This is a genomic window from Corynebacterium sp. HMSC056F09, assembly GCF_001815785.1.
GTDB lineage: Bacteria > Actinomycetota > Actinomycetes > Mycobacteriales > Mycobacteriaceae > Corynebacterium > Corynebacterium hiratae.
Window position 1 is genome coordinate 26,411 of sequence record NZ_KV821930.1, and the last position, 26,247, is coordinate 52,657.

Below are 26,247 nucleotides of genomic sequence, written 5' to 3' on the forward strand. Positions count from 1 at the left end.
GCGATTCGCACCAGACCACTCGCGAAGGAGTTTTTGATGACCAACCCCCCGCACCGCGTAGCCATCCTCGGTGGCAACCGCATTCCCTTTGCTCGCTCCAATAAGCAGTACGCTCACGCGTCCAACCAAGACATGCTCACCAGTGCGCTCGACGGCCTCGTGGCGCGCTACGGGCTGCACGACGAACGCCTCGGCCTCGTCGCCGCGGGTGCCGTGCTCAAGCACTCCCGCGATTTCAACCTCACTCGCGAGTCGGTCCTCGGTTCCGCGCTCGACTCGACCACCCCAGCTATTGACGTGCAGCAGGCCTGCTGCACCTCCCTGGCGGCGGCTATCCACGTCGGCGATGCCATTGCCCAGGGCCGAATTTCCGCCGGCATCGCGGGAGGCACGGACACCACCTCGGATGCCCCGCTGGCCGTCAATGACACCCTGCGCCGCACGCTGCTCAACCTCACCCGCGCCAAGACCGCCGCTCAGCGCGCCCAGCTCATCGGTTCCATCCGACCCTCGCAGTTAGCCCCGGAGCAGCCGCAGAACGGCGAGCCGCGCACCGGATTGTCCATGGGAGATCACGCCGCCATCACCGCCCGCGAAATGAACGTGAGCCGCGAAGCCCAGGACGAGCTGGCACTCGCCTCCCACCAGAACCTCCATCAGGCCTGGGAAGAGGGCTTCTTCGATGACCTCACCACCGGATTCCTCGGCGTCAACCGCGATACCAACCTGCGCCCGGATTCCTCCCTGGAGGCCCTAGCCAAGCTCAAGCCGGTCTTCGGCAAGCGCGATGCCGAACAGCACGGCACGCAGGCCACCATGACCGCGGGCAATTCCACACCGCTGACCGACGGCGCCTCCGTCGCCCTGCTGAGCTCCGAGGAGTGGGCAGCCGAGCACAATATCGAGCCCCGCGCCTTCCTCGTCGATTCCGAGACCGCGGCGGTCGATTTTGTCCACGGCCCCGATGGGCTTCTCATGGCGCCGACCTACGCGGTCCCGCGCCTGCTGGAGCGCAACAACCTGACCCTCCAGGACTTCGACTTTTACGAAGTCCACGAGGCCTTCGCGTCCCAGGTACTCGCCACCCTGTCTGCATGGGAGGACGAGACCTACTGCCGCGAGCGCCTCGGCCTGCAGTCTGCGCTGGGCCCCATCGACCGCGCCAAGCTCAACGTCAAGGGCTCCTCCCTTGCCGCTGGGCACCCCTTCGCCGCCACCGGCACCCGCATCCTCGCCACTACCGCCAAGATTCTCGAAGAAAACGGTGGTGGGCGCGCCCTCGTCTCCATCTGTGCGGCCGGCGGCCAGGGTGTTGCAGCCATCGTCGAGCGTTAAGAAACTTCCCTCCCCAGAAAGGACCCCCACCATGCCACTCACCAAGTCTTCCTCGGACACGAAATCCGTCTCACCAGAACTCAACAACCAGGCCACGACCGACGCCCCCAAGGCCGAGGCCCGCAGCCCGCACCGCCTGCCCACCACCCCGAAGCCCTCAGTGGCCACCGAACTGGCTGCGCTTCTCGACGGCCCCCACGCCGCCTTCCGCCAGGAGCTGCGCACCTTCCTCAACGACCCTTCGCTCTTCCCGAAGCCGGACCTGCCGATGGCGGAGCAGCGCCAGCACACCTTTGACAACCTCTCCAAGGTCCGCGACTTCGGCGGTTTCAACCACGGCCTGCGCCGCGCCAACGGCGGTTCCGGTAAGCCGAACCTGTCCACCTTCACCCTGGAGGGCCTAGCCTGGGTTGATGGTTCACTGGCTATTAAGTCCGGCGTGCAGTGGGGCCTGTGGGGCGGCGCCCTGGATCAGCTCGGCACCGAACGCCACCTCGAGTGGGTCAAGAAAGCCGCCAGCCTGGAGCTGCCAGGCTGCTTCGCTATGACCGAGCGCGGCCACGGCTCCGACGTGCAGTCCCTGGAAACCACCGCCACCTTCGACCCGGAGACCAACGAGTTCGTCATCAACACCCCCTCCGATTCCGCGGTGAAGAACTACATCGGCAACGCCGCCAAGGACGGCCGTGCGGCCGTCGTCTTCACCCAGCTCATTACCCCGGACAGCGATGGCCGCTCCCACGGCGTCCACGCCATCATCGTCCCTATCCGCGATGAAGAAGGCAACGAGCTACCAGGCGTCACCCTGGGCGATCATGGCCACAAGGGTGGTTTGGTGGGCGTCGACAATGGCACCCTGCGCTTCGACAACGTCCGCGTGCCGCGCGAGAACCTCCTCAACCGCTTCGCCGATGTGGACGAAAATGGCAGGGACACCTCCCCCATCGAGTCCAAGAATGCCCGCTTCTTCACCATGCTGGGTACGCTTATCCGCGGTCGCATCGGCGTCTCCGGTGCGGCGGGCGCAGCCACCGAGGCCTCCCTGGACATCGCCATCCGCTACGCCAACCGCCGCCGCCAGTTTGAGGGCGCGACCGGCGCTGAGAAGCGCCTCATCGAGCACCGTCAGCACCGCCGCCGCTTGCTCATCCCGCTGGCCCGCACGTACGCGCTGCACCTGCTCTACAACCAGATTCTGGAGCGCTACCAGGAGCAAAACGACCAGCACGAGGCCGGCACGTGGTCCGTCACGGAGCCGACCGAAGAGCAGAAGTTCGCCTCCCGCGAGATGGAATCCTTGGCCGCGGCCATCAAAACTGCGCAGACCCAGCACGCCACTCGCACCATCCAGGAATGCCGCGAAGCTTGTGGCGGCGCTGGCTACATGTCGGAGAACCGCCTGACTACCTACCGTGCCGACTCCGATGTCTTCGCCACTTTCGAGGGCGATAACACCGTGCTCATCCAGATGGTGGGCAAGAACCTGCTCACCGCCTACGGCCGCGCGATGAATGACATGAGCCCGTGGGACACCGTGAAATACGCGGCCTCCACCGCCACCGATGTGGTTCGTCGCCGCTACGGGTTCACCACCCGTCTGCAAGGCCTGGTGGACCGCGTGAACCCCTCCGAAGCTTCGCTTTTCGACGCCACCTACCAGGCCAAGCTGATCGACGACCGTGCCCAGTCCATCCTCTTCTCCCTCGTGCGCCGCATCCAGCCGGCCCGCAAGGCCGATAAGGTGCAGGCCGCCGCCATCGTGGATCAGTGCCAGGATCACCTCATCGCCGCCGGCTGGGCCCGCGTGGATACCTTGTTGGTCCAGGCCATGATTGAGGCAGAGGAGCGTCTTGAGGAAGGTTCGCTGGCACGCCAGGTCTTTGAGCAGCTGCGCCACCTCTTCGTCTTCGACACCTTGGTCCAGCACGCGGGCTGGTACCAGGAACACAACCTGATCCCGGCAGGCCGGATCAAGGCCGCCCGCGCCGCCATCAACGACCTCGTGGATTCGCTGGCACCGTGGTCCGTCGTGCTCGTCGATGCCTTCGGCGTTCCGCCTGAGGTACACAACATCCCGATGCTGACCGAGGCCGGAGTGGATCCGCTCCACGTCTAGTCACTCCACGCATAGTGAGGGCACTTTCGCCATCTGGCGGGGTGCCCTCCCTAGTTTTCTGAAAGTAGCGATAGGGGCTGGTTACTCTCTGAGCTATGACCACACAGCATCCGATGTTCTCCAGTTCCTTCCCACCCGCCGATGATCTCCTTGAGCCAAGTCCGCTTCGCAATGACATCGCATTGCGCCTCTGCCACGGCGAATCTCGCCAGGACATCCACAACGACTACATTGAAGTCCTCGATGACCCCTCCGAATGGGAGGCCAGCTACGAGGAACCTTATCCAGAGGATTTTGACACCATCATCGACGAAGTCGCCGCAGAATACGGCCGGCTGGTCACAGAAAAGTCGGAGGATGTTAAGCGCCTCGAAGCCCTGCGCGAGGAGCTTGCTCAGCGCGATATCTCCTTCACGTTCAACGAGGCCTGGGATCTCTCAGACGGCGTCTGGGTAGGCTCCAAGCTCGCTGAGAAGGAAGGCCGCAGCGGCTATGCCTACTGCCACCGACAGGACATCAGCCGAGTTATTTACGACGGCGAGCTGTACTTCGGTTTCTCCGCGATGGAGGAAAACGAAGAAGCAACCATCAAGGTCGGCGAGCAACTCGTCGAGGCCCTGCGCGCCGTGGGCTTTGATCCCGAGTGGAATGGCTCGACGACAGCGCGCGTTCTGTGCCAGGACGTCGCTCTCGAATTCCCCCTCGCCGAAGATCTCACCGATGCCGAGTAAATAGCCCCACAACGCTAGCCCTGTATAGGGCTAGCCCGCCACAACCATCCAGATGGCTACCATGTGCACCACCGCCGCGGCGATCGTCGCGGTGTGGAAGTGTTCGTGGTAGCCATACCAGCGCGCATTACGCCCCGGCCACTTGAAGCCGTACATCAACGCACCCAGCGAGTACACCACCCCACCTGCGAACAGCAGCCACACTACAGCCGGCCCCGCGGACTGCCACAGGTTTGGCAGCAGCGGCAGAATGAGCCAGCCCAGGACGAGGTAGACCACCACATCCAACCACCGCGGATGATTGATCCACACCAAATTCAAGACCACGCCCATGATGGCGCCCACCCACGCCGCAGTTAGCATCCATAGCGCCTGCGTCGGCTCCAGCACGATGGCGCACAGCGGCGTGTACGTCGCCGCGATAAACACAGAAATCGTCGCGTGGTCAGCACGCCGCCACCATTGCACCGCGCGCATCGATACCCACGGCCAGCGGTGGTACAGGGCTGAGACCGTAAAGAGCCCCACCACTCCCACGCCGTAGACCGTCACCGCGAGACCCTGCCACCACGGCAACGTCATCCACCCAAAGGTAATGAGGACGGTCGATGCGATGAGGGAAGCAATCGCGGCAAAGAAATGGCCCCAGCCGCGCGTCAGTGGACGCGGACCACGGTCCGCCATCCAATAGGTGCGCTGGATGAGCTGCTCCATCGTGCTGTGTTCGCGCATAGAGCTGTCTTCAACTGGAAACTCTTGCGGGGAGGATATGTGAGCACTGGGTGCGTTCATAGTGAGGGCCCTTGCCTTGTCTGAAATGAGGGTCATGCGAATAACGCATTCACCCTCAAAACTTACGTACCCGTAACTATACGGCGGGGCGCTGCAGCGGACAAGGGCTAAGCGAAAGCTACCGCCAGGTTTTCTGCCGCTATGTGCAGTTCGAAGGCGCCGACAAAGTAAACTTCACTATTTGTGTTTTCCTATGTCTCAGTTCCTCGCCGCACCGCGACGTTGCTCGCGGCCGTCATGGTGGCGCTGGGGGCGGCGTCGGCAGGCGTCGGCTCCGCTTCCGCTCAGTCCAGCACGATCGGCGAGGTTTCCTCGCGCGTGACCAACCCGCAGCCCTGGCTGGGCGACGAGCCTTTCATCACCTCACAGCGCCACATGGGCGGCAACCACTGGGTGGTGGACGTGTGGTCCCCGGCCAACCGTGCGGTGATTTCCAATAACGTCCTGCTCCCCGAGGGCGATAAGCCGCGCCCCTCCTTCTACCTGCTGCCCGGCGTGGAGGGCGGCCAGGCGGGCATGAACTGGATGACGCACACCGATATTCGCCAATGGGCCGTGGGCAAGAACGTCAACGTGGTGATGCCACTCGGCGGCGCCTATTCTCTCTACACCGATTGGGATAACGAGGATCCCATCTTGGGCGTCAACAAGTGGAACACCTACATGACCACTGAGTTGCCCCCGCTGATCGACGCCGAATTCCACGGCACCGGCCGCGATGCCATTGGTGGTGTTTCCTCCACCGGCGGTGCTGCACTCGACATCGCCGGCCACGCCCCACAGCGCTACAAGGCCGCGGCCTCCTACTCCGGCTGCCCGGTGCGCTCCGGCGCGATTGGCTTCCCCACTTCCACCGCGATGATGGCCTACGGCGGCGGCTCCTCCTTCAACGCGTGGGGCCTGCCGGGCTCCCCGCAGTGGTTCGACCACGACCCCAACGCTAATCCCGGCCGCCTTCGCGACGTCGAGGTCTTCGTGGGCTCGGCCTCCGGCACCCCGGGCCCCATCGATGGCACGAACAAGCCCAGCCAGTGGCTCGGGCCCCGCGCGATAGAGATGGTGGCCAACCACTGCTCGGAGGAATTCACCCGCAACGCCCGCAACGCCGGGGTGCGCGTGAACCGTTACTTCAGCCCCCAAGGCTCGCACACCTTCGGCCTCTTCTCTCACCAGATGAAGCTGAGCTGGGACCAGACCATCGCCCGCACCATCGGTGCTTAAGTAATAACAGGTTGCCGCCTCACTTCGGGCGATGTCCCCGATGCACCCTAATTTCACAGAGCCTCGGATGAACAACTAGACCTTCAACGTGCACGTCTACCTGAAAAGTGGGATTGACGCATTTCAAGGTCCTGCGGTAAAATGCTGGTTAATAGTTCAGCCCGCCCGGTTTCTCTTCGGAAACTCGGAGTGGGCTGGATCTCTATTTACGCCGTTCCGCCGAACCGATCCCCACAACAACTCGTCCCCTCTCTAGATTGGCTTCCCATGTCTTCATCGCTCAAGCCAGCAGCGACCATTGACGAGCATATTATTCGGTTGCAAAGCCGTGGCATGAAGATCGACAAAGCTTTAGCTGAACAATGGTTTTCACACGTTAGCTACTACCGACTTTCTGCCTATTGGTATCCAGCCAGACAATTCAATGAAGACGGAACTAGTCGTTCAAGTCACTTCGTCGATGGTACCGATTTTGTGCACGTCATCTCCTTATATGAAGCCGATAGGAAACTCCGCACCCTGATCCATGACGGAATGGAGCGAATCGAAGTAGCGATGCGAACCAAGCTCGTCGAGCTGCTATGTACTCGACACCCCAATGATCCTACTTTCTACCTCCGCTCAGACGACTTTCGGCCAAACTTCGACCACGTGTCGTGGCTGAGTACAGCGTATGGACGACTCGCGAGGGCAAAGAAGAACGACGCCGTGAAGCACTACATTGATGAATACGGTGGACAGTATCCCATGTGGGTTGTGGCTGAAGTGCTCGATTTTTCGGATATTTCAAAGCTCTATGCAGGCTTAGGATCCAACGATCAGCGATCGATTTCGGAAGCGCTGGATATAAAGATCGACTTCGCTAGTTTGAATAGGAATCAGAAGCAAAAACTTACGAAAAAACATCCGCTGGCAAGTTGGCTCGAGCAGCTAACTATCATTCGGAATACGTGTGCGCACCATGGAAGGCTATGGAATCGTTCTTTTGCTCCGGCTCCAACTGAAGTTATCCGTAGCAATGGGAGCCTTTACCTCCTGCCAGAGATTCAAAGTGAAAAGCTATTCGGCGCTTTAATTGTCATGGCGCATATGCTACGAACCGTGTCCCCTGGGACTACCTGGCCTGACAAAGTAGTGGCATCATTAAACCAGCACTTCCTCACGAATCCTCTTGTTGAAAAAGCCAGTATCGGAATTCAAAGCGACTGGGATGAAAAGACACTTTAAGTTCTTTTCATGCCTTTGAAGCAACAAACAGTTGCGAGTTTCGTGGGTCTTACGAAGCGGCTCTTCGGGGAAAGAAAAGCCCAGCCGAAGCTGGGCTTTTCTTCTAGAAACTGCGGGACAAGCAGCGTGAGTGGGGCCTACTCCACCACGGAGTTTGCCCCGACCGCGTGGCCGAAGAGGTCCGGCAGGATTGCAGCCCAGGCCTCACGCAGCTCAGAAACGGCGATGGACTCGCCGCCGAGTTCCAGTTCACCGTTGTCGGTGGTCTGGCCGACGACGACGGCCGGTACACCGCACTCCTCAGCGCGCTGCAGCAGCATGTCGACGCGGTCCGCGGTCGTCGCCACGAGCACGCGGGAGGCGGACTCGGAGAAGGCTGCCACGAAGGCATCCTCGTGAACCTTGGACAGGTCCAGGCTCAGGCCCACACCGCTGCGCTTGGCCATCTCGAATGCGGTGACGGCAAGGCCACCCTCGGAGATGTCGTGTGCAGCGGTCAAGCCTTCGTTGCCCACGAAGAAGTCCGCGAGGCGCTGCTCGTTGGCCAGGTCCACCTGCGGCGGCAGACCATTCAAACCATTCTCCGACTCATTTCCTTGCTCATGAGCGCTGACCTGCTGCCAGATGGAGCCACCAAATTCATCCTTGGTCTCACCCAGCAATACGAGGACCTCCGGCTCCTCCACGAGACCAAGCTCGTTGCCGATGGACTTGTGGACGTCGTCGATAACGCCCAGGACGCCCACGACGGGCGTCGGCAAGATCGGCTCCTCGCCGGTTTGGTTGTAGAAGGAGACGTTGCCGCCGGAGACGGGGATGCCGAGTTCCACGGCGCCGTCGGCAAGCCCATGCACGGACTCGCGGAACTGCCACATCACGTCCGGGTTTTCCGGGGAACCATAGTTGAGGCAATTGGTGATGGCGACCGGGCGTGCACCGGTCACAGCGACGTTGCGGTAGGCCTCCGCCAACGCCAGGCGGGTGCCCATGTTCGGATCCAGCTTGGTGTAGCGCCCAGAAGCATCAGCCGATACCGCGATACCGCGGCCGGTCTCCTCGTCGATGCGCAGCACACCGGCGTTCGCGTGGTGGGACTGCACGGTGTTGCCGCGCACGTAGCGGTCATACTGCTCGGTGATGAAATCACGGGAGCACAGCGCCGGGGAGGCCACGAGCTTCTTCAGCGCCACGGTGAGGTCCTGCTTCTCGACGCCCGTGAACTCCTGCAGCGCATCCTGCCACTCCGGGCGGGCATAGGGGCGATCGTAGACTGGGGCCTCGTCCGCGATAGTGCCGGCCGGGGCATCCACAACGACCTCGCCCTGATGGCGAATGATGAGGTGCTTGCCGGTGGTAACCTCACCGATCTCGGCGCAGGTGACGTCCCAATGCGCGCAGATCTCCTTGAACTTTTCCACGTTCTCCGGGGTCACCACGGCGCACATGCGCTCCTGGGACTCGGAGGCAAGGATCTCCGCGGCGGTCATATCCTTTGCGCGCAGCGGGACGTTGTCCAGGTTGATCTCCATGCCGCCATCACCGGCGGCGGCCAGCTCGGAGGTGGCGCACGCCAGGCCCGCGCCGCCCAAGTCCTGGATGCCCACGACGATGCCGGACTTGTACAGCTCCAGGCAGCACTCGATGAGGACTTTCTCCGCGAACGGGTCACCCACCTGAACGGCCGGCAGCTTGCGCTCCGCGCCATCCTCGAAGGTGTCAGAGGCCAGCACGGACACGCCACCAATGCCATCGAGGCCGGTGCGCGAGCCGAAGAGCATGACCTTGTTGCCGGTACCGGAGGCAAAAGCGAGCTTGAGGTCCTCCACCTTCAGCGTGCCCACGCACAGCGCGTTGACCAGCGGGTTGCCCGCATAGGACTCGTCAAAAACAGTTTCGCCGCCAATATTGGGCAGGCCCAAGCAGTTACCGTAGTGCGAAATACCGCCAACCACGCCAGGCAAAACGCGCTTGGTGTCGGGGGCATCAGCCGGGCCGAAGCGCAGCTGGTCCATCACGGCAATCGGGCGAGCGCCCATCGCCATGATGTCGCGGACGATGCCGCCGACACCCGTGGCCGCTCCCTGGTGCGGCTCCACGTAGGACGGGTGGTTGTGGCTTTCCACGCGGAAGGTCACCGCGTTGCCGTCTCCGATGTCCACCACGCCGGCGTTCTCACCGATGCCGGCTAGGATCTTGGAGCCCATTTCCTCAGTCATGGTCTCACCGAAGTAGCGCAGGTGCGTCTTGGAGGACTTATAAGAACAGTGCTCCGACCACATCACCGAGTACATGGTCAGCTCGGCGTCGGTAGGGCGGCGGCCCAGGATCTCGCGGATGTGCGCGTACTCGTCATCCTTCAGGCCCAACTCGCGGTAGGGCTGCTCCAGCTCAGGCTGCGCGGCCGCCTGCTCGACGGTGTCGTTGTGTACGGTCATTGTTTCTCCTTATAACCGTCGGCGCGTACTAAGCGACGACCTTGAGGGCGGACACAAACAAACCCAGACCGTCGGTGGACGGGCCGGTGAGAAGATCGATGGCGTGCTCCGGGTGCGGCATGAGCCCCACCACGTTGCCGGCCTCGTTGGTGATACCGGCGATGTCGTTGATGGAGCCATTGAAGTTATCCGTGTAGCGGAAGACCACGCGGCCTTCGCCTTCGAGGCGCTCCACGGTCTCCGCATCCGCCTGGAAGCGGCCCTCGCCGTGCTTCGCCGGAATCAGGATCCGCTGGCCCTGCTCAAACTCGCTAGTCCAGGAGGTCTGCGCGTTCGCCACCTCGAGGTAGGTATCCACACAGTGGAAGTGCAGCCCCTGGTTGCGGGTCAAGGCGCCGGGCAGCAGGCCGGCCTCCGTCAAAATCTGGAAGCCGTTGCAGATGCCGAGCACCGGCATGCCCTTATTCGCTGCTTCCACCACCGCGCGCATGACCGGGGCCAGCGCAGAGATGGCGCCGGAGCGCAGGTAGTCACCGTAGGAAAAGCCGCCGGGAACAACGACGGCGTCCACTCCTCGCAGGTCCTCATCCGCATGCCACAGGGACACGACGTCGGCGCCGGCGGTGCGGGCGGCGCGGGCCGCGTCGACGTCGTCAAGCGTGCCGGGGAAGGTAATAACGCCGATCTTCATTACTGGATAACCTCGTAGTCCTCGATCACGGTGTTCGCCAGAAGGGTGGACGCAACCTTCTCGAGTTCCTCGGCGCTGACCGAATCATCGACTTCAATTTCAAAGCGCTTGCCCTGGCGCACGTCGCTGACACCAGCAACCCCCAGGCGGCCCAGCGCGCGGACGACGGCCTGACCTTGCGGGTCCAAAATCTCGGCCTTGGGCATGACATTGACAACTACACGAGCCATGAAAATTCTGCCTTACTGTGCGTGAGTATAGGTGCCCCGCCAGTCTATCCCGCCAGCGGGAAAGATTCGGAATCTTTGGGGGTGGTGAATTCAAACCAAACGGCTGAAGAATTCTTGGGGAATCCCGGCTTAACCCCCAGCTCGCGCGTTGTCCTCCGGTATCCCGTGGCGGCGAAGGCAGGTAGAACCAGATGCGTTGTCATTTTCTCGCTGATTAAAGGAACCTCTCATGCGCCTCACACGCATCGGCTCTCTCGCCATCGCTGCATTAGTGTCTACCTGCGTCGTTGTCCCCCAGGCCGGCGCCGCGGTGGATGGCTCCACTGCCGTCATCTCGGAGGTCTACGGTGGCGGCGGCAACAAGAACGCCCCTTTCACCAACGACTTCATCGAGCTCTACAACCCAACGGGTTCCGCCATCGACCTCACCGGATGGTCCGTGGAGTATTTCTCGTCCAAGGGCAACTCCGGCGGAAAGACCACGCTTAACGGTTCCATCCCGGCTGGCGGCTACTACCTCATCCAGGAAGGTGGCGGCGGCACAGGCGAGCCGCTGCCCACCCCGGATGCTGAGGGCGGTCTCAGCATGTCCGGCTCCAAGGGCTCGGTGAAGCTTTACGACGCCTCCGGGGCCGAGGTCGACGTGGTGGGGTACGGGGAGACGTCGCTCAGCGAGGGCTCCCCTACCTCCTCCTTGAGCAACACCACCTCCGCGCAGCGTGATGACGCCGGCACCGACACCGACGACAACGCCGCCGACTTCAGCACCGCCGGCCCGACTCCTACCTCCTCCGGCGGCGGCGCCACCGCGCCGGAGAACCCGCAACCGGAGGACCCGCAGCCGGCCGAGCCGGGCGCTACCGTTACCATCCCGGAAATCCAGGGCACCGGCGCGGAGTCCCCACTCAAGGGCCAGAACGTCACCACCCAGGGTGTTGTCACCGCCATGTGGCAGGGTGAGAAGTCCCTCAACGGTTTCACCATCCAGACTCCGGGCACGGGTCAAACTGCGCCGACCGAGGCCTCTGAGGCCGTCTTCGTCTACACCGGCGGCACCGGCTTCTACCCAAAGATTGGGGAATCCGTCGAGGTTACTGGCTCCGTCGACGAGTACTACGGCCAGACCCAAATCGCCCTAGCCCAAGGCTCCGTCCTCGACACCGCACTCGATCCCGTCACCCCGCTGACCATCGATGCCCTGCCGGAAGGCGACGAGGCCCGCGAAAAGCTCGAGTCCATGCTGCTCAAGCCCGGCGTGCACACGGTGACCGATAACTACGGCCTCAACCGCTACGGCGAGTTGGGCCTGGCCCCGGGTACGGAGGCGCTGCGCCAGCCGACGGACAAGTTCGCCCCAGGCAGCGCGGAAATGCATGCTCTGGAAGAGTCCAACGCGGCGAAGTACGTCATCCTCGATGACGGCTCTACCCGTGACTTCACCCGCGATGGTGCCTCGACGAAGCTGCCGTACATCATGCAGAACGGCTCGGAGGTCAAGACCATCCGCACCACCAACCAGGTGGAGTTTGCGGACTCCGGCGTAATCCTGGGCTACGGCCACAACCAATGGCGCTTCCAGCCCACCACGATGATTACCGGTGACTCTGCCACCGCAGACCTGCCGATTACGTGGGACCCGGCCCGTCCGGAGGCCCCGCAGGTGGAAGGCGACTACACCGTGGCGGCGTTTAACGTGCTGAACTTCTTCATCAACCTAGGTGAGGACAACGGCGCGAAGGCGTACAAGGACCGTTTCGGTAACGGTGTGGGTTCTGATAGCGGCACCTTCCGCGGCGCGTGGTCGGAGTCTGCGTTCAACGACCAGAAGGGCAAGATCCTCACCGCGCTGGAGGGCCTCGATGCCGACGTCATTGGCTTGTCGGAGATTGAGAACGCCGCGAATACCGTGGGTGGCTCCTACGACGATGCTGTGAAGTACCTCGTAGATGAACTCAACACCCGCGCGGAATCCGAAAAGTGGGATTACGTCAAGGCCCCGGCGAACTCCGCGGCGGACTCGGATGTCATCCGCACTGCGATCATCTACAAGAAGGACCGCGTCCAGCCAGTAGGTGAGGCCACCTTGCTGGAGGACGAGCGTTTCAAGGGCACCGCCCGCACCCCGCTCGCTGCGGAGTTCAAGCCGGTTGCTGACAAGTGCGCTCCTGAGGGCCCAGATTCCTTCGTGGTGGTCACCAAACATTTCAAGTCCAAGGGTTCGGTGGCTAACGGCGACAAGGACACCGGCGACGGCCAGGGCAACAACCCCAACGTGCGCAATGCCCACGCCCAGGCTGTCCTCGATGGTTTGTCCAAGCAGCCGCAGTGGCAGGAGAAGGCCACCTTCGTCATGGGTGACTTGAACGCTTACTCCAAGGAAGACGCCATCTCCATCTTCCGCAACGCCGGCTACACCATCCCGGTTGAGGAGCTCAACGCACAAGAGGACTGGCAGGACGTGGCCTCCTACCAGTTCTCCGGCCGCCTCGGCTCCCTCGACCACATCCTGGCCAACGAGCACGTCGACGCCAAGGCGGCACAGACCTGGAACATCAACTCCGATGAGCCGATTGCCATGGAATACTCCCGCCGCAACTACACCGGCGGGGACGTCTTTGAGGCAGATAACCCATACCGCTCCTCCGACCACGACCCGGTCAAGGTGGGCTTCAACCTTGCCCAGGTTTCCCGCTCTGCTGACGATCTTAAGGACTGTGACAAGACCGAGGACCCAGCGCCGACTGACGACGCCCGCGGCATCAAGTCCGTCACCATTGACGATAACGGACATCTCATCATCACCTACACCGACAGCACCACCGAGGATGCTGGCAAGGTCGTCGGCGCCGATGGCAAGGACGGTAAGGACGGCGACAAGGGCCCTAAGGGCGACAAGGGCGACGCCGGCCAGGACGGTAAGGACGGCGCCGACGGTAAAGACGGCCGTGGCATCAAGTCCGTGACGACCAACGACAAGGGCGAGGTGGTCGTCACCTACACCGACGGCACCTCTGAGATTCTCGGTACCCTCGCCGACGCGAAGGGCGACCAGGGCACGCCGGGCCGCGATGGCTTCGATGGCGCACCAGGCCGCGATGGCGCAAACGGTAACGATGGCAAGGACGGCCGCGGCATTAAGTTCGTGACCACGGATGCCGACGGTAACCTCGTCATCACCTACACCGACGGCACCTCAGAAACCGTCAAGTCCGGCGACAAGCCAGCCGCCCCGGCAGGTGGTTCCTCTGTGAGTGAGCGCTGCTTGCCGACGGTCCTCGGCCTCACCATCCCAGCAGCCCTCGCCATCCCACTGGCCTTCCTCGGGAACATCAGCGCGCAGTTCAATATCCCGGGCCTTGAGCCGGTACAGAAGCAAATTGAGTCGCTGACGTACAACGTCACGCGCAACATCCCACGCGAGGCTCAGTACGCAGCTGGTGGTATCGGCCTGCTGGCAGTCCTCGGCATCATTGCCGCTGCCTGTGTCCCAACCGAGTCTGAATAGAGCGCTCTCCCGAGTTTAATGTGTGCGTTTTGTATGTAAGCCTTGGACTCAAGGTCATTTTTCTCCGAGCGTAACGGACATTTCGTGTGGATTTAGGAACCCCGCCCCAGCCTTTTCTTACGCCTAGGCTGGGGTTCCATTCGTAGTCGATGTGGGCGTCGTATGTGGCTGGTCGCCGTTTGGGTGGCCGCGCCGTTTGAGTTCTTCTTTCGCCCAGGTAGCGCGTGGTGCTTTTCTCCTTGGCGTTCGAAGTCTTGTTACTTGGCTAACTCCAGTGGCGCTACAGGTTCTTCGGTGTGGGTATCGAGCCACCAGTCTGAAGGGTCCCAAGTTTTGTCCGTCATGGATAAGCTTTCAAGTCATGCCCGGAGACAACAGGTCCATATAGCTCCCGCAGAGAAAACCAACCCCGACTAACCCACCCACGAGGTTGGCAACCTATATAGGATCCCCAGCGCAGCCGGCCAGTCGGACCCGATGAAACAAGAGGCCACCCCTCCCCTATTTGGGGGAACACGAGGCAACATCAAACCGCCTGACGGTTGCACGGCCCTTTTCGATGCCTCATAATTCACTGCAAGGTGAATGGGAATTACCCCAGTTCACCCCACACATCATCATCTCTCACCTGCAAAGGATACTCATGAAGTTCTCTCTTCGGAAATCTACTATCGCAGCAATAGTGGCTACAATAACCTGTCTGTCCCCCACCGTAGCAAATGCTCAAACCCAAGCATTTCACGACTCTGTGGTGGGCGTGTCAGAAACAGGCGAGGAGCTATTCCTGCCAATTGCAACTGATAACGATGACCTCAACTCTGGCACGGAGGCAGTTGGACTTTCCGGATTTCCAAACACGGCGACCTCCCAAGACCGCGAAACCACGGTAGGGACTTACTCGATTATCGGTACCGATGATCGGCAAAAGGCATCTCCCAACCCGGCTATCGTCCAGATCCAGCGAGACGGCTTTAACCATTGTACTGGCTGGATGATTTCACCAGATACTCTCATTACGGCTGCCCACTGCCTTTACGAAAAAGATAAGCAGCGATGGACTCCAAAGCTCATTTTCCGTCCATCAGATTGGAGCCAGTGGTCTTATACCTTTGCGTCCCAAAAGTGGGTATCCGCCAAATACCCCACTACCGGGTCCGCCGATCACGACTGGGGAGTTGTAAAGTTTGCAAAGCCGATTTCTTCCAGCTGGTTTGGAATTAAACCGAGCGATACTTCTTCCGCTTTCTCCGGGCAAAAAGCAACTGTCACCGGATTTCCAGGAGAAAAAGGCGAGGGCCTGATTCGCGACTACGGACAACTGTGGACAATGAGCGGAATCCTTCAACCAGGAACCCAAACTCGACTCTGCTATAACTTGGACACCACGGGCGGACAAAGCGGCTCGCCAGTCTATACCACAGACAACGCTGCCATCGGCATTCACACGCATGGCATCAGCGATCTCGGCTGCCCTGAAAACAGTGCCCTACGTATCAGCCCAAGCATGCTAAATACCTTCAATGACATTAAGGAGATCCAAAACAATGCAACCACAGATCCCGGTTCCAGCTCAGGTTCAAGCTCTCATTAATAACCCCAGTAACCTTCTCGGACTCATTGGTACCGTTCTGGGCATTATTTCCCTAGTTGTTGCAATCAGTGTCGGCCAAGGCCTCCCCAACGATGGGCAGTCCAAGCCTAATGCAGGAGAATCAACGATTCGCGTTGTAACCTCCAGTGGTAACTCGGCAGGCGAATGTAAGCTTATTGGCCTTTCGCAGGAAAAGGTACACACGACTAATGCCAAAGGCGTGTACTTCTACGCGTTGGAACCTGGTTCGCATACCATCAACGCATCTTGTTCAGGGCTTTCCAGTCTTTCCTCCGCGCGAGCGCTCGAGGGTAGTCAGGAAGTAACCGTGAATGACGAGCCGGTGATGGTAAAGATTGTTGTTAAGTAGATTGGCCCTAACTTTCTTGGTTCTAAAGAGCTAAGAGAAACACGCGTGTGCCCCCAGGGAAACCTCCTGGGGGCACACGCTTTTCAATGAACCACACCTAATTCGAGAGGGAACCGTACTTTCGTACGCGCCCGTATGAGAAGCTGGCGCATTTAATGACAGCAGCAAAACATCATTTTCAAACAAATGAACGCTTTTAAACCTCTGCCCCAAGAGCGCCAAACGCTTATCTGCATGTGTTTACACGGGCAGTTGGCTGTAAACCTGTAAAGACCCCATCACCTTCAATGCACATCGCGATGATCTGTTTGAAGTTAGCCACAAGAACTAGCTTTTCCAAGTAGAAGTTGACGCAACGCCACCGAGTCGTGGCGCCTCCAACACCCCCATGTAGTACCGAGTACGCGCTAGACGCCGCCAACAGTGCAGCCGGACACCCGCCAGCATTACTGACGGAGCTTCCTGCCACTAACTCACTGACCCGCGACGCCGGAATACTCGCTAAGTTCGTCTCTGCTCAGCCAGGTCAAGCCCCTCATAAGAGAGGCTTTTCTCGCTCCGATTGCGGGTGGGGCAATTGAAACCTACGTCCGCTACCGCAATTCGGGGATTGCGCTCGTGAAACACGCAGCCAGCACACCCGACGGGTTCACAAACCTACACCGCGTCTAATTCGGCCACACCCCAAAGAAAAAGAGGTTGGTGGGCTATTCGGCGTGCGTGAAAACGGAATAGTCGGCGGGGCGGGCACCTGCTGCCATGGCGCGCTCGGCAGCCTTGAGGAAATCGGAAACAACCTTGCGGTCATCAAGGTTGCGTCCCGAAATGGACAGGCGCACGGTATTGCCGCGCTCGGCGGAGCGCTCCGCGGCGCGGATGATGTTGCGGCGCCACCACTTCGCAGAACCAAAACCCTCACCAAAGGACAGGTTGCGGGCTTGGTGGAGCTCGCCAGAGCGCAAATCATGGATACCTCGGGTAGAGGCGGCGAAGTCGAAGTCAAACTCGGGAAGGACAGTGAGCGTGCCTTCCGACATGCGCCAGCGCGGCGGCGCAAAGATAGTGGGTTCGAAACCGATCTTTGCCATCTGCCGCGTCGCCCCCTTCAGGCGCAGACGTGCCTCGTGCGCATCCAAGTTCGCGAACTCCGCGCGGCGGCCCTGAACTGCTTGGTCGAAGCCGTTGAGAATGAGCACGCGGCCGCCCTCCGCTTGATCACGCAACCACGATCGCGTCGACTCATCCTTAGCTAGGTGCCAATTGCCATCGATGTGTGGCGCTACGAGCAAGGACACCGGGATATCCGCTTTATCGAACTGCTCCAGCAGGTCAGCGGCCTGCCTTCGGGTGTCGTCGAAGATACTGGAAATCGAAACCAAAAGGTGGCCATGCATAAGGAAAATTATCGCATAGCCACCGCGCCGCCGCGCGCCGAGCGGGGGTGATGCTTAAGCCTCCGCCCCCGTAGCTTGGTTAATCAGCCACGCATACTCGAATGCTGCTTGCCGCCACTTGGCATAGCGGCCAGACACACCACCATGGCCGGCGGCCATCTCCGTCTTGAGGAGGAACTCGCCGCCGGTGGCGACGTCGCGAAGCTTGGCTACCCACTTCGCCGGCTCCACATAGAGCACGCGGGTGTCATTGAGCGAGGTCAACGCCAGGATATTGGGATACTCCTGCGGCGCAATATTTTCATACGGCGAGTAGGAGGCCATGTAGTCGTAGACCTCCGGGTCGTGGTACGGGTCGCCCCATTCTTCCCACTCCACCACCGTGAGCGGTAGCTCCGGCATCAGAATAGACGTCAACGGATCCACGAACGGCACGTTCGCCTCGATGGCATTGAACCTATCCGGTGCCATGTTGGCCACCGCGCCCATGAGCAGACCACCGGCGGAGCCGCCCTCAGCCACCAAGGTTTCCGGGGTGGTCACCCGGCGGGCGATAAGGTCATCAGCCACCGCGATGAAGTCCGTAAACGTATTCTTCTTCGCCAGCATTTTGCCGTCGTCGTACCAGTTGCGGCCCATCTCGCCGCCACCGCGCACGTGCGCCATAGCAAAAATCATGCCGCGGTCCATGAGGGACAAACGGAAGACCGAGAAGTACGGATCCATATTCGCCTCATAGGAGCCGTAGCCATAAAGCAACGTCGGGTTCGGCTGCGTACGGTCCAAGTCCGCGCGGTGCACGATGGACACGGGAACCTTGGTCCCATCGGGAGCCTCAGACCAGACCCGGTAGGCAACATACTCGTCCTTGTCATAGCCGCCCGGGACTTCCTGTTCCTTGAGCAGCGTGTACTCCCCGGTGGCCACGCGGTAATCAAAGAGCTGGGCTGGCTGGATGAAGGAGGTGTAGCTCACGCGCAACACCGGCGCGTCCCACTCGGGGTTACCGGCCACGCCGACGGTGTAGAGCTCCTCGTTGAAGTGAAGCTCGTCGAAGCGCGCCCACCCTTGGCGCACATCCATCACCGCTGCACGGCCGATCCCGCCGCGGCGGTAGCCCACGACGATCTGGTCGCGGTAGCAATCCACGCCCTCAATGCGCACTGTGTCATCATGCGGCATGAGGACGGTGAGTTCGCGCAGCGCCGGTAGCTCTGCAGAAACCGGACAGTAGCCGAGCTCAAAGTTGGGGCCGGTGGCATTGTGCGTGACAACCCAATAATCGGTGCCTGCCACCACGGCGTGGTCGACGTCGTAGTCCACGCCGGTCTCGCGCGCCCACAGGCAGCGGAAATCGCCCTCCGGGTTGTCCTGCTCGAGCACCCACGCTTCATTCGTCGTCTTCGAGCCGGAGACAATCATGATGTACTTCTCGCTGCGGGTCGTGCCCACACCGATGCCGAAGCGCGAATCCTCCTCGCGCATGACTACAACATCATCCGACTGCGGGGTACCCACGCGGTGGCGCCACACGGTGTCCGGCCGCCATGCATCATCGACGGTGGTGTAGAAGATGAACTCCTCCCCGACCCACGTCGCACCATAAAAGATGTCTTCCAGGCGGTCCTCCAACAGCTCACCGGTACGCAGATCCTTGATGAAGAGCTCAAAGCGCTCGTCGCCGGCCACGTCGACCGAATAGGCCAGCAGGTCGCCGGAATCGCTCACCGAGGACGCGCCGAGGGCAAAGAAGTCGTGGCCTTCGGCGAGCGCGTTGACGTCGAGAAGCACCTGCTCCCCTTCTGAAGCACCCTCCTCCGGGATGGTCGGCGGAGTCCACGGCTCGGAGCCTTCCGACACCGGGATGCGGCAGCTGTAGCCGTACTCCTGGCCCTCCTCGGTGCGGCCGTAGTACCAGTACTTACCGCGGCGCTGGGGCACGGACATGTCCGTCTGCTTGATGCGGGACTTGACCTCGGTGAAGATGTTCTCCGTCAAGGTCTCCAGGTGTGCGGTGCGCTCCTTCGTGTAGGCGTTTTCCGCCTCGAGGTACTCCCGGGTCTCCGGGGCTTCTTTCGCGCGCAGCCACTCGTAGTCATCGACGAAGCTGCGGCCGTGAAACTCTCGCGTGATGGGGCGCTTAGCAGCAATCGGTGCATTCATTCAGCCTCCTTAAAAGGTGGTTCCGGACAAGCGCTCGAAGGCCTCAACGTAGCGCGCGCGGGTGGCCTGAACAACGTCGTCTGGCAGGCGCGGCGGCGTGGACTCCTTGTCCCACCCGGAGTTGGTGAGCCAATCGCGCACGTACTGCTTATCAAAGGAAGGCTGGACCTTGCCTTCCTCATAGGTATCGGCCGGCCAGTAGCGCGAGGAGTCCGGAGTGAGGACCTCATCGGCTAAGACCAAAGTGCCGTGCTTGTCGACGCCAAACTCGAACTTCGTATCCGCCAAAATAATGCCCTTCTCCTCCGCCAGCGCGGCGGCCGTGGCATAGATGCGCAGGGTGGCCTCGCGCAGCTCTTCGGCGGGCTCGCGGCCGAGCTTGTCCACAACGACGTCGAAGGAAACGTTCTCATCGTGGTCGCCCTGCTCCGCCTTAGTAGCCGGGGTGAAAATGGGCTCGGGCAGGCGGGAGGCCTCGGTCAGCCCCTCCGGCAGCTCGACGCCGCACACGCTTCCGGATTCCTTGTATTCTTTCAACCCGGAGCCGGTCAGATAGCCGCGGGCGACGCACTCGAAGGGCAGCATATCGAGCTTCTGCACGACCATTGCGCGGCCAAGGACTTCCTCGGGGATGCGCTCGTCATCGAGCGGTCCGGCCAAGTGGTTGGGGAAGTCGATGGCGTCGAAGAAGAACTTCGACGTCGCCGTGAGCACGCGGCCCTTGTCGGGGATGGCCGGCTCGAGAGCGTGGTCATAGGCGGAAATGCGGTCGGAGACCACCATGAGCAGGGTGTTGTCATCGATTTCGTAGATATCGCGCACCTTGCCGGAGGCGATGTGGGCATAGGAAGAAAGTTCTGGACGCATGACATACATTCTAGACCCGTCTAGACTGCTTCAAGATACGTCCCAATCCCGAGGAGCTAAGCCCGTGCACTCTCGCCTGACCTCCCTTTTGACCTCCGCTGCGCTGGTGGGCGCCGCCCTGTCTGTGCCCGCTGCGCACGCAGCCGACATCTCCGTGCGCGAGTCCGCCCACGGACAGTGGCTGTGCACGATGTCGGCGTCGGATCGCGAGCTGGCTCGCGACGTTCGGGCCGGGTACATTGCCACGATCAAGGCGACCTCGGAGCAGATTCAAGCGCAGTTCCCGAAGCTGGATTTCTCCGCGTACACCTCGCGCGATATCAGCAAGGCTCCGGGCTACGCGGCGACGGTGGCCGCGCTGGGCAAGGCCGGCTACACGGGCGCGGATATGGTCATCATCATGGTCGGCGCGTCCGCCCCGGAGGACCTGGTGGAGGATGAATCGGTGCTGTTGCCGGGGGATGCCGAATACTCCATCAATGCGGCGAAGTCCCGGACTGAGAAGGGACCGGCACCGTTGTTGTCGACGGGTAGCGATTTCAGCCCTAAGCTGCGCGCCGCTCTGGCAGAAAACCAGGCGCAGGAAAAAGAAGCCGTCGACGCCTTCAACGCCGCCCAGTCGCAGTCCTTCGCGGAGTGTGTAGAGGAGCTGCGCGGGCGCGGCGCTCAGGAGGGCATCCAGCCGGTGCCCGAGCTGCCCATTCCGGGGCAGACGACGCAGCAGCAGACCTCGTCCACGGGAGCGGCAGTCCTCGGCGTCATGACGGTGCTCACCGTGCTGGTGATCGGCGGCTACCTCGTCTCCAACGGCGCCTCTTTCGGCGGCTTTGAGCTGCCGGTTCTGCGCCTCCCCGGGATGGCCTAATGGCTGAGAGCGACGCCGAGCTAACCGTCATTACCGGTGAGGAAGGCGCACTTGTTATCGGCCCCGAATCCGAGCTGAAACGGCTTTCCGACCAGGCGGAGCTCTCTCCCGTCACTCCCCAGATCCTCCGCCGTGCGAGCCAGGTGCTCACAGGTATCGAGGACTACCAGAAGGAATCTGGACGTTGGCTCAAGCTCGATGCTGAGTCCGCTGCGTACCTCAAGCGCCTGGGCATCAAGCCGGGGGATATCCGCGCCGGTGTAATCCGCACCAAGGATGTCGGCCGCGGCGTTGCTTCGCACAACGGTGGAAGCCTGCTGAAGCACCTGCAGTTTGAGAAGGCCGGCCTGCTCACGCCGGCGGCTCCGATGGTGCTGGCGTCGATGATGCAGCAGGCGGCCGTCGAGAAGCAGATGGAGCAGATGCAGGCTTACCTGGAACATATCGACGCCAAGCTCGATGAGGTGCTGCGCTTCCAGAAGGATTCGCTGGCTGGTGAGATTGATGGCGTGGCGGAGATGCTGGCGGAGGCCGCCCTCGTCCTCGAGGACACCGCTGAGGTGACCGATACGCAGTGGGCAACCATCGCCCACCTCACTGCGGACCTGGCTAAGCTGCAAGGCCAGGTACTACGACACCTGCGGGCCGTGGCGGAGACGATGGCGAGGTCAAAGACTTCGCCCGGGAAGGTGCGCGCGACCTTCCAGAAGACTAACGACGACGCAGGCTCGTGGATCTACGAGCTTGCCCGAACCGTGCAGCTGCAGAACCAGATGTATGTGCTTCAGCTCAGCCGCGCCAATGCCGTGGAGGGCGAGGTGGCCAAAGACTACGCCGCGGCCGTTGCTCGGGCGCGGCAGAGGCGCGCCGCTCGTTTGTTGGAAGACCTCACCAGCATCGCCCACATTGCCCACGAGCTGGGCAGCTTCTCGACGCTGCGCAAAGCCATCGACTGGAACTCTCCCCGCGCCGTAGCGGAGGTCAACCACTTCTTTGCCCAACTGCGTGACTTCGCCGACGCTGCCAACCTTGCTGTCGAAGGAACCGAGGGCTTAGAGCCCGTCCGGCGCATCGATGCTTTCCGCGAGCTGACTGCCACCGGCACCAACATGGCCCGCGAGCTCACCACCACCGGCACCAACATGGCCCGCGAAGCCGCTGGTGTTGCGCAGCAACGCACCTTAGAAGCCCGCGAAACCGTAACCAACCGCGCCCGGCAAGCCTGGGGTACAACCCGCAGCGCCATCGAGTCCGCAACGAAGGGCGCGGACAACGCGCCGGATAAAGCAGAACGTGACTAGATGGTCGTTTCGATCAAATAAGGGCCAGAAAATTCGATCTGGGCAACCTTATTTGATCGAAACGTACATGGACCGGGCCAACGAGGTACGTTTTCGTAAATAGCGCCCCGAAAACTCGCGTTTGAGAGGGATTGTCTGCGAAAACGTACCACGCCCGGTCGCCCCAGATCACTGGATGCCCCCTGGCCGCGTGGGCTAGAGGATCTCGCCCGGGGTGTAGGCGGCGGCCTGCGGGTGCTGATCAGCAATCGCCTTGATGCGGCCCAGAATCTGGCTCACCTGCGATTCGGCAGCGCCGATGAAAGCGTGCTTGTCCGACAGCGCGGCCTCGAGGGCGGCGGCATCGAGCGGCAGGCGCTCGTCGGCAGCCAGGCGCTCAATCAGATCCTGCTCCCCGCCATTCTCACGCATGTTGAGCGCCACGGCGACGGCGTTTTCCTTGATGACCTCGTGCGCGGTCTCACGGCCCACGCCCGCGCGCACCGCCGCCATGAGGATGCGGGTGGTGGCGAGGAAGGGCAGGTAGCGCTCCAGTTCGCGGTCGATCATCGCCGGGAAGGCACCGAATTCCGCGAGCACGGTGAGGAAGGTTTCAAACATGCCGTCAATGGCGAAGAAGGCATCCGGCAGTGCCACGCGGCGGACCACCGAGCAGAACACGTCGCCCTCGTTCCACTGCTGGCCGGACAGATCCGCCACCATGGTGAGGTAGCCGCGCAGAATGACCTGGAAACCGCACACGCGCTCGCAGGAGCGGGCGTTCATCTTGTGCGGCATCGCGGAGGAGCCGACCTGGCCTTCCTTGAAACCTTCGGTCACGGTCTCGTTGCCGGCCATCAGGCGGATGGTCGTGGCCAGCGAAGAGGGCGCGGCGCCCAGCTCAACGAGCGCAGACACAGCGTCGAAGTCGAGGGAGCGCGGGTAAACCTGGCCCACCGAGTTGAATACGCGGGAGAATCCCAGGTGATCCGCAATGCGGGTCTCCAACGCGGCGAGCTTGTCTTCGGATCCGCCCATGAGGTCGAGCATGTCCTGCGAGGTGCCCATCGGGCCCTTGATGCCGCGCAGCGGATAGCGGCTCAGCAGCGATTCCACGCGCTCGATGCCCAACAGGAGCTCGTCGGCAGCGGAGGCGAAACGCTTGCCCAGGGTCGTGGCCTGGGCAGCGACGTTGTGGGAACGACCCGCCATGACCAGCGTCTGATACTGCGCCGCGCGCTCACCAATGCGCGAGACCACCGCGATGGCCTTATCGCGCACCAGCTCCAAAGAACGCAGAATCTGCAGCTGCTCCACGTTCTCCGTCAGGTCACGCGAGGTCATGCCCTTGTGGATGTGCTCGCAGCCGGCTAGGGCGTTGAACTCCTCGATGCGCGCCTTGACGTCGTGGCGCGTAACGCGCTCACGCTCCGCGATGGAGGCGAGGTTGACGTTCTCAACCTGCGCCTCGTAAGCGGCGATAGCCGAGGCAGGGATGTTGACGCCAAGATCCTTCTGCGCCGTCATCACCGCAATCCACAGCTGGCGCTCCAGGATGATCTTGTGTTCCGGGGACCAGATTTCAGCCATCTCGGGGGAGGCGTATCGAGCGGACAGGACGTTGGAAATGTTCTTCTTTTCAGCCACGTCGCTCATTATTCCACGCCGCACCCCAAAGGAGGCATTATCAGGGGATTAGATGCTAATCTGCCCCTTCTCCGCCGGCAGTGCAATGTCCGTGCGGAAGAAGCTGCCCTCCAGCTCGATGCCGCCGAGAACCTCGTAGGCGGCCGCGCGGGCATCAGCGAGGGTGGCACCACGGCCGAGAACGTTGAGGACGCGACCACCGTTGGAGACGTAGCCGCCCTCCCCCGTGGTGGTACCGGCGTGCAGAACCCGGGTGGGATCATCAAGATCCGGCGAGGCAATCGGATCGCCCTTGCGCGGCGAAGCCGGGTAGCCCTCGGCGGCCAGCACCACGGTGACGGCATAGCCGTCTTCCCACTCCAGCGGCGCCAGCTCCGCTAGCTGTCCGGTAGCGGTGGCATTCAGGACCTCTCCGAGCGGAGACTTCAGCAAAGCGAGCACCGCCTGCGTTTCCGGGTCACCGAAGCGGGCATTGAATTCCACCACGGCTGGGCCTTCCTTGCCCCACGCCAGGCCGGCGTACAGCAAGCCAGAGTACGGGGTGCCGCGCTTGACCATTTCCTTGGCCACGGGGACGCAGACTTCGTCGACGATGCGCTGGACGCCGTCGGCAGGCAGCCACGGCAGCGGGGTGTAGGCGCCCATGCCGCCGGTGTTGGGGCCTTCATCGTTGTCGTAGGCGCGCTTGTGGTCCTGCGCCGGGAGCAGCGGGACGACGGTCTCGCCGTCCACCAAGCAGAACAGGGAGACCTCCGGGCCGTCGAGGAAGGACTCGAGCAGCACCGGGTTGCCCACGGCGTGGACCGCATCAACGTGCGCGCGGGCCGCGTCGCGGGACTCGGTCACCACGACGCCCTTGCCGCCGGCCAAGCCATCGTCCTTAACCACGAAGTGCGGGCCGAAACGATCGAGGGCGGCCTCGATGTCCTCATCGCTGGTGCCGGGGGCGAGCTGCTCCGCGCGGGCGGTGCGCACGCCGGCGGCCGCCATGACATCCTTGGCAAATGCTTTGGATCCCTCGATCTGTGCCGCGCTTGCCGACGGCCCGAAGACCGCAATGCCGCGCTCGCGCAGAGCATCCGCCACGCCTTTCACCAGCGGCACCTCTGGGCCGATGACGACCAGATCCGCGTCAATATCAACAGCCAGCTCCGTCATACGCGCAGGATCGTCCACCTGGGAATACTCCGGGTGGATGGTGGCCTGCATCTTATGCGCCGGGGAACCCGGTGCGATGTGCAAATCGGTAACAGAGGGATCAGATTTAAGGCCAGTGAGCAGGGCATGTTCGCGGCCGCCCGAGCCAATAACGAGAATGCGCATGCCGTCTATCTTAACTGGCGGTAGCCTAGGGGCCATGTCTTCCGTATTTACAAAGATCATCGAGGGCGAGCTGCCTGCTCGCTTTGTATACCGCGACGAGAAGTGCGTGGCGTTTTTGTCCATCGAGCCGCTGCGTTATGGCCACACCTTGGTGGTGCCGATCGAGGAGGTCGATAAGTGGACTGACCTCGATTCTCAGACCTGGTCGCACCTCAATGAGATCGCTCTAGAGATCGGTGGCGCCATTAAGACGGCCTTCGACACCCCGCGTACGGGCTACATCATCGCTGGCTTCGACGTGCCGCATACCCACATCCACCTCTTCCCCACCGAGAAAATGGAAGACTACGACTTCGCGAAGGCCTTCGCTGCCGACGCCACCGACCCCGCCGCCATGGATGAGGCCGCCGCGCGCATCCGCCAGCACCTCGGCACGGACGAGGGTGGCCGCCGCGACAGCTAGG

At 61.9% G+C, this 26,247-nt stretch carries 20 protein-coding genes and 1 pseudogene; 11 read left to right on the top strand and 10 right to left on the bottom strand.

Annotated elements, in window-relative coordinates; genetic code table 11:
• Positions 1–36 precede the first annotated feature (36 nt).
• The 3 genes from HMPREF3056_RS06085 to HMPREF3056_RS06095 all read left to right on the top strand — a co-directional run bounded on the left by HMPREF3056_RS06085 (position 37) and on the right by HMPREF3056_RS06095 (position 4,182).
• Positions 37–1,335 carry an acetyl-CoA C-acetyltransferase gene (locus HMPREF3056_RS06085; protein ID WP_070511036.1) on the top strand — a complete coding sequence of 433 codons (1,299 nt, stop codon included), beginning with the start codon at positions 37–39 and terminating at the stop codon, positions 1,333–1,335.
• Positions 1,336–1,366: 31 nt separating this feature from the next.
• Entirely contained in the window at positions 1,367–3,451 is a 2,085-nt protein-coding gene (locus HMPREF3056_RS06090; RefSeq protein ID WP_070754347.1) for an acyl-CoA dehydrogenase family protein, read from the top strand.
• A 95-nt stretch (positions 3,452–3,546) separates the two neighbouring features.
• The gene (locus HMPREF3056_RS06095) at positions 3,547–4,182 is read left to right on the top strand and encodes a DUF6891 domain-containing protein (protein WP_049157184.1); all 636 of its coding nucleotides are present in this window, start codon (positions 3,547–3,549) and stop codon (positions 4,180–4,182) included.
• Between the two features lie 30 nt (positions 4,183–4,212).
• Here HMPREF3056_RS06095 and HMPREF3056_RS06100 read toward each other — a convergent pair whose 3' ends face one another.
• Complete coding sequence (locus tag HMPREF3056_RS06100) at positions 4,213–4,914, bottom strand: PAQR family membrane homeostasis protein TrhA (protein ID WP_046649317.1); 702 nt, start codon at positions 4,912–4,914, stop codon at positions 4,213–4,215.
• 243 nt (positions 4,915–5,157) lie between these two features.
• Here HMPREF3056_RS06100 and HMPREF3056_RS06105 point away from each other — a divergent pair, with 243 nt between their 5' ends.
• Both HMPREF3056_RS06105 and HMPREF3056_RS06110 read left to right on the top strand, forming a co-directional pair.
• On the top strand, positions 5,158–6,195 hold the full coding sequence (locus HMPREF3056_RS06105; RefSeq protein WP_046649318.1) for an alpha/beta hydrolase: 1,038 nt from the start codon (positions 5,158–5,160) through the stop codon (positions 6,193–6,195).
• A 267-nt stretch (positions 6,196–6,462) separates the two neighbouring features.
• Positions 6,463–7,422 carry an Abi family protein gene (locus HMPREF3056_RS06110; RefSeq protein ID WP_070511040.1) on the top strand — a complete coding sequence of 320 codons (960 nt, stop codon included), beginning with the start codon at positions 6,463–6,465 and terminating at the stop codon, positions 7,420–7,422.
• Between the two features lie 137 nt (positions 7,423–7,559).
• Here HMPREF3056_RS06110 and purL read toward each other — a convergent pair whose 3' ends face one another.
• From purL to purS, 3 genes are read right to left on the bottom strand one after another with little or no spacing between them, the layout of a single operon-like run.
• A complete protein-coding gene (purL, locus tag HMPREF3056_RS06115) occupies positions 7,560–9,857 on the bottom strand; it encodes a phosphoribosylformylglycinamidine synthase subunit PurL (RefSeq protein ID WP_070680149.1) in 2,298 nt (765 codons plus the stop codon).
• Positions 9,858–9,885: 28 nt separating this feature from the next.
• On the bottom strand, positions 9,886–10,548 hold the full coding sequence (gene purQ / locus HMPREF3056_RS06120) for a phosphoribosylformylglycinamidine synthase subunit PurQ (RefSeq protein WP_049154757.1): 663 nt from the start codon (positions 10,546–10,548) through the stop codon (positions 9,886–9,888).
• A complete protein-coding gene (gene purS / locus HMPREF3056_RS06125; RefSeq protein WP_039676532.1) occupies positions 10,548–10,778 on the bottom strand; it encodes a phosphoribosylformylglycinamidine synthase subunit PurS in 231 nt (76 codons plus the stop codon). Before purS ends, purQ begins: the two co-directional genes overlap by 1 nt.
• A 229-nt stretch (positions 10,779–11,007) precedes the next feature.
• Here purS and HMPREF3056_RS06130 point away from each other — a divergent pair, with 229 nt between their 5' ends.
• The gene (locus HMPREF3056_RS06130; RefSeq protein WP_246822472.1) at positions 11,008–14,283 is read left to right on the top strand and encodes an ExeM/NucH family extracellular endonuclease; all 3,276 of its coding nucleotides are present in this window, start codon (positions 11,008–11,010) and stop codon (positions 14,281–14,283) included.
• Between the two features lie 100 nt (positions 14,284–14,383).
• Here the strand turns inward: HMPREF3056_RS06130 and HMPREF3056_RS13325 are convergent.
• Positions 14,384–14,600, bottom strand: a pseudogene (locus tag HMPREF3056_RS13325) (IS256 family transposase); the annotation flags it as partial.
• Between the two features lie 326 nt (positions 14,601–14,926).
• Here HMPREF3056_RS13325 and HMPREF3056_RS13005 point away from each other — a divergent pair.
• Both HMPREF3056_RS13005 and HMPREF3056_RS13330 read left to right on the top strand, forming a co-directional pair.
• Positions 14,927–15,874 carry a trypsin-like serine peptidase gene (locus HMPREF3056_RS13005; RefSeq protein ID WP_158010531.1) on the top strand — a complete coding sequence of 316 codons (948 nt, stop codon included), beginning with the start codon at positions 14,927–14,929 and terminating at the stop codon, positions 15,872–15,874.
• Positions 15,828–16,244 carry a hypothetical protein gene (locus tag HMPREF3056_RS13330; protein WP_049154756.1) on the top strand — a complete coding sequence of 139 codons (417 nt, stop codon included), beginning with the start codon at positions 15,828–15,830 and terminating at the stop codon, positions 16,242–16,244. The genes HMPREF3056_RS13005 and HMPREF3056_RS13330 overlap by 47 nt, the downstream gene beginning before the upstream one ends.
• A gap of 707 nt (positions 16,245–16,951) precedes the next feature.
• On the opposite strand, the gene HMPREF3056_RS06140 is transcribed toward HMPREF3056_RS13330, so the two are convergent.
• From HMPREF3056_RS06140 to HMPREF3056_RS13335, 3 genes are read right to left on the bottom strand one after another with little or no spacing between them, the layout of a single operon-like run.
• On the bottom strand, positions 16,952–17,638 hold the full coding sequence (locus HMPREF3056_RS06140; protein WP_049154755.1) for a DUF2334 domain-containing protein: 687 nt from the start codon (positions 17,636–17,638) through the stop codon (positions 16,952–16,954).
• A 54-nt stretch (positions 17,639–17,692) separates the two neighbouring features.
• Positions 17,693–19,801, bottom strand: a complete 2,109-nt coding sequence (locus HMPREF3056_RS06145) for a S9 family peptidase (protein WP_070754348.1) — start codon at positions 19,799–19,801, stop codon at positions 17,693–17,695.
• 9 nt (positions 19,802–19,810) lie between these two features.
• On the bottom strand, positions 19,811–20,668 hold the full coding sequence (locus tag HMPREF3056_RS13335; RefSeq protein WP_070546734.1) for a phosphoribosylaminoimidazolesuccinocarboxamide synthase: 858 nt from the start codon (positions 20,666–20,668) through the stop codon (positions 19,811–19,813).
• Between the two features lie 64 nt (positions 20,669–20,732).
• Here HMPREF3056_RS13335 and HMPREF3056_RS06155 point away from each other — a divergent pair, with 64 nt between their 5' ends.
• Positions 20,733–21,533: a serine/threonine protein kinase gene (locus HMPREF3056_RS06155; RefSeq protein ID WP_070754349.1), complete on the top strand. Its 801-nt coding sequence runs from the start codon at positions 20,733–20,735 to the stop codon at positions 21,531–21,533.
• The gene (locus HMPREF3056_RS06160) at positions 21,533–22,834 is read left to right on the top strand and encodes a hypothetical protein (RefSeq protein WP_070546740.1); all 1,302 of its coding nucleotides are present in this window, start codon (positions 21,533–21,535) and stop codon (positions 22,832–22,834) included. The genes HMPREF3056_RS06155 and HMPREF3056_RS06160 overlap by 1 nt, the downstream gene beginning before the upstream one ends.
• A 195-nt stretch (positions 22,835–23,029) precedes the next feature.
• Here HMPREF3056_RS06160 and purB read toward each other — a convergent pair whose 3' ends face one another.
• Together purB and purD are read right to left on the bottom strand one after the other, a co-directional pair.
• A complete protein-coding gene (gene purB / locus HMPREF3056_RS06165; protein WP_070546742.1) occupies positions 23,030–24,469 on the bottom strand; it encodes an adenylosuccinate lyase in 1,440 nt (479 codons plus the stop codon).
• 39 nt (positions 24,470–24,508) lie between these two features.
• Positions 24,509–25,783 carry a phosphoribosylamine--glycine ligase gene (gene purD / locus HMPREF3056_RS06170; RefSeq protein WP_070546744.1) on the bottom strand — a complete coding sequence of 425 codons (1,275 nt, stop codon included), beginning with the start codon at positions 25,781–25,783 and terminating at the stop codon, positions 24,509–24,511.
• A 34-nt stretch (positions 25,784–25,817) separates the two neighbouring features.
• Here purD and HMPREF3056_RS06175 point away from each other — a divergent pair, with 34 nt between their 5' ends.
• Positions 25,818–26,246 carry an HIT family protein gene (locus tag HMPREF3056_RS06175; RefSeq protein WP_070546747.1) on the top strand — a complete coding sequence of 143 codons (429 nt, stop codon included), beginning with the start codon at positions 25,818–25,820 and terminating at the stop codon, positions 26,244–26,246.
• Position 26,247 lies beyond the last annotated feature (1 nt).

Coding starts and splice junctions, on each gene's coding strand:
- HMPREF3056_RS06085 (WP_070511036.1), top strand. CDS start 37: ATGACCAACCCCCCGCACCGCGTAGCCATCCTCGGTGGCAACCGCATT.
- HMPREF3056_RS06090 (WP_070754347.1), top strand. CDS start 1,367: ATGCCACTCACCAAGTCTTCCTCGGACACGAAATCCGTCTCACCAGAA.
- HMPREF3056_RS06095 (WP_049157184.1), top strand. CDS start 3,547: ATGACCACACAGCATCCGATGTTCTCCAGTTCCTTCCCACCCGCCGAT.
- HMPREF3056_RS06100 (WP_046649317.1), bottom strand. CDS start 4,914: ATGCGCGAACACAGCACGATGGAGCAGCTCATCCAGCGCACCTATTGG.
- HMPREF3056_RS06110 (WP_070511040.1), top strand. CDS start 6,463: ATGTCTTCATCGCTCAAGCCAGCAGCGACCATTGACGAGCATATTATT.
- purL (WP_070680149.1), bottom strand. CDS start 9,857: ATGACCGTACACAACGACACCGTCGAGCAGGCGGCCGCGCAGCCTGAG.
- purQ (WP_049154757.1), bottom strand. CDS start 10,548: ATGAAGATCGGCGTTATTACCTTCCCCGGCACGCTTGACGACGTCGAC.
- purS (WP_039676532.1), bottom strand. CDS start 10,778: ATGGCTCGTGTAGTTGTCAATGTCATGCCCAAGGCCGAGATTTTGGAC.
- HMPREF3056_RS06130 (WP_246822472.1), top strand. CDS start 11,008: ATGCGCCTCACACGCATCGGCTCTCTCGCCATCGCTGCATTAGTGTCT.
- HMPREF3056_RS13005 (WP_158010531.1), top strand. CDS start 14,927: ATGAAGTTCTCTCTTCGGAAATCTACTATCGCAGCAATAGTGGCTACA.
- HMPREF3056_RS13330 (WP_049154756.1), top strand. CDS start 15,828: ATGCAACCACAGATCCCGGTTCCAGCTCAGGTTCAAGCTCTCATTAAT.
- HMPREF3056_RS06140 (WP_049154755.1), bottom strand. CDS start 17,638: ATGCATGGCCACCTTTTGGTTTCGATTTCCAGTATCTTCGACGACACC.
- HMPREF3056_RS06145 (WP_070754348.1), bottom strand. CDS start 19,801: ATGAATGCACCGATTGCTGCTAAGCGCCCCATCACGCGAGAGTTTCAC.
- HMPREF3056_RS13335 (WP_070546734.1), bottom strand. CDS start 20,668: ATGCGTCCAGAACTTTCTTCCTATGCCCACATCGCCTCCGGCAAGGTG.
- HMPREF3056_RS06160 (WP_070546740.1), top strand. CDS start 21,533: ATGGCTGAGAGCGACGCCGAGCTAACCGTCATTACCGGTGAGGAAGGC.
- purB (WP_070546742.1), bottom strand. CDS start 24,469: ATGAGCGACGTGGCTGAAAAGAAGAACATTTCCAACGTCCTGTCCGCT.
- purD (WP_070546744.1), bottom strand. CDS start 25,783: ATGCGCATTCTCGTTATTGGCTCGGGCGGCCGCGAACATGCCCTGCTC.
- HMPREF3056_RS06175 (WP_070546747.1), top strand. CDS start 25,818: ATGTCTTCCGTATTTACAAAGATCATCGAGGGCGAGCTGCCTGCTCGC.